Raw genomic sequence first — 5,720 nt, 5'->3', positions numbered from 1 at the left:
AACCTAGTGAATCTTTCTATACAAGAATAGAAAAGCGGGCTGTTAATCACAAACCGAATCTTCGGGAGTTTTGGCTAGGTAGTAAGCGATTGCCCTCAATTATTGAAGCGTCCAATGATAGTGGCATTCCAGCAATTTTAATTAAGAAGGAAGGAGATTTCCCTGCTTTCTGGCAAAAAGATAGTTCTTTTATCGAGACTATGGAGGAGCTTTATCAACGTGTCAAAACTAAAAACCAAAACTTGATTTAGCTGATTGATAGGCAATCTCTTTCTACCGCAATAGGCTAATTCATATCTATAAATCAAAATCTAGGGAAAATGTTTCATTGCCTGAATCCTCTTGTTCAGGGTTGGTCGATACACTAACAGACTGACGGGATGCTTCCGAATTGATATCTATGCCATTGAAATCGGATGTATAAGTTATTGGTTGCTGTATATTCAACACTCCTTTTTTGAATGCAAAATAGCAGTCAATGATGAAATGAACCGTCTCCAAATAGCTTTTGTCTAATTGTTTAGCCTCTGCTATTATGCGCTTACGATAACTATTTCTAATGCGTACTTTGTCTGAGACATCATCTTGATTATTGAACATTGCTTTTTCCTACTGGGTTTTTAAGAATTCTTGTTGACTATCGCTTTGGCCATCTCCAATAGCCCGACTGCATTAGCCTCTACCGGGTTGTCTAGGACTTTAAACCCATTCTTCTCTAGCAGCTTTTTAAATCCTGGCAACAGACAGCCACCACCAATCGCCCAGATTTCATCGCCTTGGTGTTTAGCATCCAACGCCATACCCACTACTTTTTTTAGGTACTTCTCATACCAATCCTTAAAACAAGCCATGTAGACATCTTTGATATCAATGTCACGACTATATTTGGTGTGTTCGTTTTCTAAGCAAAATCGTACCTTTGATGCGTCCCCAACTTTACCCCCATTAAGATGTTTCATTTTTTGGGCAATTTCATCGATGAGGACTTCTACACCGACTGGGTAAGGTGTGTGTACTTCCCGCTTTCCTTGAGTGTATCGAGAATACAGCGTTGTGCCATTGCCAAAGTCAATCACTGTTAACTTTTTGGGAAGGGAACGCCCAAACAACGCCCCCATTCCTTCAGGAACAACTTTTAGCACTTCTACTTTGACCTCTGAGGGTTTGCCTGCGAGTGTCGCTTGATATTCTCCACTGAGGACTTTCGTTAAGTCTTTTGCTAGAGCGACATCATGCAAGCTGACGACTAACTTCAAATGCCAAGCTTTGCGGTGTGGCAAATGTGCTAATGCTCCCAATAGCGTCGTCAGAGCATTCTTGATTTTGTTTTCATTGTTGTCTGTGTTACGTTCAAAATGATTTCCAGCACGAAAAGCAGATTCACCGACTGTATATGCAGTCCCGTTAAATTCCACTCTCCCTGGAACATCTTCCATGTCTGCTGTAGAAATATAGCTGGGGACTCGCACAACTTCAAAGCCATCGACTAAAAGTTTCAGGCTACCGTAGCCATTATCAAAGCCTGCCGGAAAAATTTTTTGCAGTGCGTGGATATTTGTCATTGGGGTTAATTGCGGCATAAAATCACGACTTTTTGAGGATACCCTAAATGAATGCTAATTGTAACCCATGCAACCTCTATTTAGCCCCTATCTAGAATTATTTATTTTTAGGTGTTATATGACTCCTATTTGACACCTATTTGTAATTTTTAATTTTTTAGCTTTTTCAACTGTTTTTTCGTTTGAGTTAAGTTATGTTCTTAAAAAACAAAGTTTGGTGGTAATAATTCAGTGCACTTGCCTTGTAACTTACTCGCTTTATTTGTAATGAGAGTGTTCAATCTTATTGATTCTTAAATAATTGGACATAACCAAGTTTATGCAGTACAAATTTCAAAAGCCTAAATTTACCGTAAACTTTACTATGTGTTTTTCAACTTAAGCTATGCCAATCATTGCAGTGATCAATCAAAAAGGAGGAGCCGGAAAGTCTACAGTTGCCGTGCATCTTGCACGTTGGCTACAAAAACAACGTAAAGCTGTGCTGGCTATAGATGCTGATGCTCAATGCTCATCTTCTAAATGGCTGGCACGCTTAGAAAATAAGATTCCCTACCAAATTATTCAAGTACCTGATGCACTGTTAGATGAGTTACCTAAGTTGGCAAATAGTTACGATTGGGTTATTGCTGATGGGCCTGCTGCTTTATCTGAAACTACGAGAGCATTAATTTTGACGGCTGATTTAGTAATTGTTCCCTGCCAACCTACAGGTGTTGATTTAGAAAGTGCTTCTGATACCGTGCGTTTAATTCAACAAGCTCAGAGGATTCGTCGTGGAGAACCAAAAGCAGTAATGTTTGTTAATCGAGCAGTAAAAGGGACTAAATTAAAAGATGAAGCGATCGAAGTATTAAAACTGATGCCAAATGTCGCTGTTTTGGAAGATGTACTTCATCAGCGCCAAGTTATTGCCGACTGCTACGGACAAAACGCCACAGTATTTGATTTATCAGGCTCCACAGCAGGAATTGCTAGACGGGAAATTGAACAATTATTTAAGAAAGCCTTGGAGGTTTTGAATGCCTAAAATGAGGCAACCGCTGAGTCAAGGGCTGGCAGCATCTATCGCCCAAAAATTTGTTACCGATCCAGCCAGCCTTCAATCTTCTCAAACCATACCAATTGAACAAATTCAACTTCCATCCAAACAACCACGCCGTTATCTCGATCCTAAAAAACAAGCTCAATTAGTTAAATCAGTTGAAGAACATGGCATTTTGGAACCTCTACTGGTTCGTCCACTAGCAAATGGAATTTATGAGCTAGTTGCTGGCGAAAGGCGATACCGAGCAGCACAAGAACTTAATTTATCTGACGTTCCTATCATTAGTAGAGAACTTGACGATCGGCAAGCTCTTCAAGTGGCTTTGATAGAAAACTTACAACGCGAGGATTTAAATCCTGTTGAAGAAACTGAAGCAATCCTCGATCTGCTATCTATTACACTTAACATAAGTCATGACGAAGTTACTTCTGTCTTACATCGTGCTAACCATGCTAAAAATCGTAGTCAAGAATTGGAGGAAAACGTTTCCCTCCAGCTTCAAACTATTGAATCAGTCCTTGCTAGTATTGGTCGATTTTCTTCTGAATCGTTCCGTACAAGCCGTTTACCGTTACTGAATCTGCCTGTTGAGATTTTAAAAGCATTACGAGAAGGCCAAATTGAGTTTACCAAAGCTAGAGCGATCGCTCGCATTAAAAATGAGGAACAGCGCAGAGATTTACTTAGGATAGCCATAGTTCAGAATTTGAGTTTAAGCCAAATTAAACAAAAGATCCAAGAACTGAATGTCAATGCGAACGAAAATCCCAATAGCTATGTTCAAAAATATTCCCAGATTGGTCAACAACTAAAGAAAGCAAATATTTGGAACGATCCAAATAAACGGGCAAAGTTAGATAATCTGCTTTCTCAGATACAAGACTTGCTGAAATAGAGTGATGCCTAAGGCACAAAAGATTAGTTAACAAAAAAGACTTAGGCAGTAAGCCCAGTTACACTCTATATAAATTTCTAGCAATATCTGGCTACTTGCCAACTGTTTTCTCACTCACCTGAGACTTTTTCTTGGGTATTGGTTTAGGCTGAGGTTTATGAGTATTTTTATTTCCATCTAATTTATCTTGTTTAGATGGTTGCTGTTGTTTGGGCTGATTCTTTTTAACCTGTTGCTGCACCGTGGCTTTATCCTGCTTAGACGCTTTCAAGTAACGGGGTGCAGTTTCTTGCGGTAGTGCTGTGAGTGCCACAAAGCCAAAAACATCTCGCCCAGGTAAAAATCTTGCCTTCAGCGAGACAAATGCTCTTTTTCCTTGCTCCTCTTTTGCTGCTTTGGGGTTAAATCTGAAGGGTCTAAGGAGTGCATCTTTCCACAGCAACGGTATATGGCTGGCTTTCATATATCTCACCTTTTGTGCTAATGAAGATTGTTTAATGTACTCCAGCCTTTCACGACTATAGTTACGGAACACAGATATACAGGGCGTTGAGCAAACCGGAATAAATTGCCAAAGTCCTGATAGCTTAAACTCTAGGTCTTCTAATTCCCCTGATACAGTTTCTTTAAATCTTCCTTTGTCAAAACCTACTAGTTGAAAGCTCATGCGGTGCTGTTGCTCTTTCTTTGGGAAATGAATTACCTTTGGATATACAACTAAACGTTGAAAAGCATTGCCAGTAATTTCTATTTCCTTCTTCAGAGCCTGGAATACTCTTAACTTGTGACGCGCATACAACAGGTCGTATTGATGACGGCCGATAGTAACTGTGCTTTTGTTATCCTCACCAAACTTAACTTCTCCAGTAATTATGCCAACAGCCTGAAATATTGCTCCTGAAATTTCAATATCGTCTACTTGCGATTGGACATCAAGATTTTCCTGTTCATCAGCTGGGGCTGACTCAGGATTCCCTATCTCACCTTCGTTTATCGAAAGTTCTTCCCTGGGTTGAGTGTTTGTCTTTTGTTGAGCTATTTCTGCTTGGGCAAGCTGTGTTTGAATGAATTGAGGAGCATTCGGCTCATCGGGAACAGGGAAGGCTGATGACATGATGTTTGTGAGGTAGGCAAATTAGGATTTAACTCAATCTTAAATCGTATAGCCTTTGCCCACATTTAATGCTATTGGCAATCTTCACCTGAGCGAAACTAGGCTGATTGATCGTCAGTTGCAACGTCATATTCTGGTTACAACACCTCAAGCTAAATACTCTCGCATCTGCGGCTGACTGTGATGCAACACCTCGATCGCCGGATTCTGAACTGTCTTCGCTTTCGACTCTTTGATGTTGAGTATCTGAGCAATTTGTTTCGTTGTCAGCTTGTCCACGCTACCCAAACCAAAGCGAAACATCATACCAAGTTGCAATAAAATCTAGTATTTCGCCCCTGCTCCCCTGCTTGCCCAAACTAATATTTTTGAACGCAACTCGGTATCAGCACTTTTTTTGCATTGGCTTGAGCGTTATCAGACAATTCGCTAAATCTTGCCGCAGAAATCCTTCGTCTAGGTACTCATCCGGTGAAGCAATATCGGCAGGCAGAATCTCCAAGAAATCAACTTCATCCTCTTAGCCCATTGGCCGATCTAAAGACAGTGGTTGACGAAACGCTATCAAACATTCTCTCACTTGCATTGGCTGAAGTTCGGCAATTTCTGCTATCTCTGCAATCGTGGGATACCGCCCCAGCATTCTCGTTAAGTCTCGCTGTACTTTTTTGAGTTTAATCAAGCGATCGTTCATGTGACTCGGTGTTCTGATTGTGGTTGATTTATTGGCGATCGCCTTCGTGATTTCTTGCCGAATCCACGCCTTTCGCACAGGTCGAAAACTTGTACCCTCGGTTTGGGTCAAATCTCTCGACTGCTTTTTGCAACCCAATAGAACCTTCTTGTACTAAATCCAAAAATTCTAAATGGCTCCATCGATGTTTTTTGGCGATTGCCACCACCAGCCGCAGATTGGCCGCAATCATCTTTTCTTTGGCCTTGTGTCCTAACCGCAGAATCTGGGATATTTCGGTTTCACTTTTTCCGATATCAGTAGACTTGTCCGAAAACTCCAAAGCCAGACTGTTCAAAGCTTTTAGACAAAACTTTGATATCTTCGTAAAAACGGAGTCATAAGGGTTTGATATAGTTAGTGATAGT

8 protein-coding genes and 1 pseudogene are annotated in these 5,720 nt (G+C 40.6%); 3 read left to right on the top strand and 6 right to left on the bottom strand.

Annotation, left to right across the window (positions count from 1 at the left end):
• Window positions 1–251 (top strand): annotated as a pseudogene (locus H6H03_RS39095) (SWIM zinc finger family protein); the annotation flags it as partial.
• Window positions 252–297: 46 nt separating this feature from the next.
• Here H6H03_RS39095 and H6H03_RS39090 read toward each other — a convergent pair.
• Together H6H03_RS39090 and H6H03_RS39085 are read right to left on the bottom strand one after the other, a co-directional pair.
• A complete protein-coding gene (locus H6H03_RS39090; RefSeq protein ID WP_190960343.1) occupies window positions 298–600 on the bottom strand; it encodes a hypothetical protein in 303 nt (100 codons plus the stop codon).
• Between the two features lie 20 nt (window positions 601–620).
• Entirely contained in the window at window positions 621–1,562 is a 942-nt protein-coding gene (locus tag H6H03_RS39085) for a ParM/StbA family protein (protein WP_190960342.1), read from the bottom strand.
• Window positions 1,563–1,947: 385 nt separating this feature from the next.
• Here H6H03_RS39085 and H6H03_RS39080 point away from each other — a divergent pair, with 385 nt between their 5' ends.
• Together H6H03_RS39080 and H6H03_RS39075 are read left to right on the top strand one after the other, a co-directional pair.
• Window positions 1,948–2,592, top strand: a complete 645-nt coding sequence (locus H6H03_RS39080) for an AAA family ATPase (protein ID WP_190960341.1) — start codon at window positions 1,948–1,950, stop codon at window positions 2,590–2,592.
• A 1-nt stretch (window position 2,593) separates the two neighbouring features.
• A complete protein-coding gene (locus tag H6H03_RS39075) occupies window positions 2,594–3,505 on the top strand; it encodes a ParB/RepB/Spo0J family partition protein (RefSeq protein ID WP_242065769.1) in 912 nt (303 codons plus the stop codon).
• Window positions 3,506–3,596: 91 nt separating this feature from the next.
• Here H6H03_RS39075 and H6H03_RS39070 read toward each other — a convergent pair whose 3' ends face one another.
• The 4 genes from H6H03_RS39070 to H6H03_RS41035 all read right to left on the bottom strand — a co-directional run.
• Window positions 3,597–4,619: a hypothetical protein gene (locus tag H6H03_RS39070; protein WP_190960339.1), complete on the bottom strand. Its 1,023-nt coding sequence runs from the start codon at window positions 4,617–4,619 to the stop codon at window positions 3,597–3,599.
• 147 nt (window positions 4,620–4,766) lie between these two features.
• Window positions 4,767–4,925 (bottom strand): hypothetical protein, encoded by a 159-nt coding sequence (locus H6H03_RS39065; protein ID WP_190960338.1) that lies wholly within the window; start codon window positions 4,923–4,925, stop codon window positions 4,767–4,769.
• A 214-nt stretch (window positions 4,926–5,139) separates the two neighbouring features.
• Window positions 5,140–5,391: a sigma-70 domain-containing protein gene (locus H6H03_RS41930; RefSeq protein ID WP_313932041.1), complete on the bottom strand. Its 252-nt coding sequence runs from the start codon at window positions 5,389–5,391 to the stop codon at window positions 5,140–5,142.
• Window positions 5,342–5,720 (bottom strand): sigma factor (locus tag H6H03_RS41035; protein WP_277926239.1); only part of this gene is annotated, 379 nt, incomplete at its 5' end. The genes H6H03_RS41930 and H6H03_RS41035, both read right to left, overlap by 50 nt.

Origin of the sequence: Nostoc paludosum FACHB-159 (genome assembly GCF_014698835.1) — a bacterium.
Lineage (GTDB): Bacteria > Cyanobacteriota > Cyanobacteriia > Cyanobacteriales > Nostocaceae > Nostoc > Nostoc paludosum.
The sequence above is the reverse complement of the archived record's forward strand: the minus strand, read 5'-3'. Positions and strand labels throughout refer to the sequence as shown.

Excerpts from the sequence above, each read along its gene's own strand:
- H6H03_RS39070 (WP_190960339.1), bottom strand. The coding sequence starts at position 4,619 with ATGTCATCAGCCTTCCCTGTTCCCGATGAGCCGAATGCTCCTCAATTC.
- H6H03_RS39075 (WP_242065769.1), top strand. The coding sequence starts at position 2,594 with ATGAGGCAACCGCTGAGTCAAGGGCTGGCAGCATCTATCGCCCAAAAA.
- H6H03_RS39090 (WP_190960343.1), bottom strand. The coding sequence starts at position 600 with ATGTTCAATAATCAAGATGATGTCTCAGACAAAGTACGCATTAGAAAT.
- H6H03_RS39085 (WP_190960342.1), bottom strand. The coding sequence starts at position 1,562 with ATGACAAATATCCACGCACTGCAAAAAATTTTTCCGGCAGGCTTTGAT.
- H6H03_RS39080 (WP_190960341.1), top strand. The coding sequence starts at position 1,948 with ATGCCAATCATTGCAGTGATCAATCAAAAAGGAGGAGCCGGAAAGTCT.
- H6H03_RS39065 (WP_190960338.1), bottom strand. The coding sequence starts at position 4,925 with ATGATGTTTCGCTTTGGTTTGGGTAGCGTGGACAAGCTGACAACGAAA.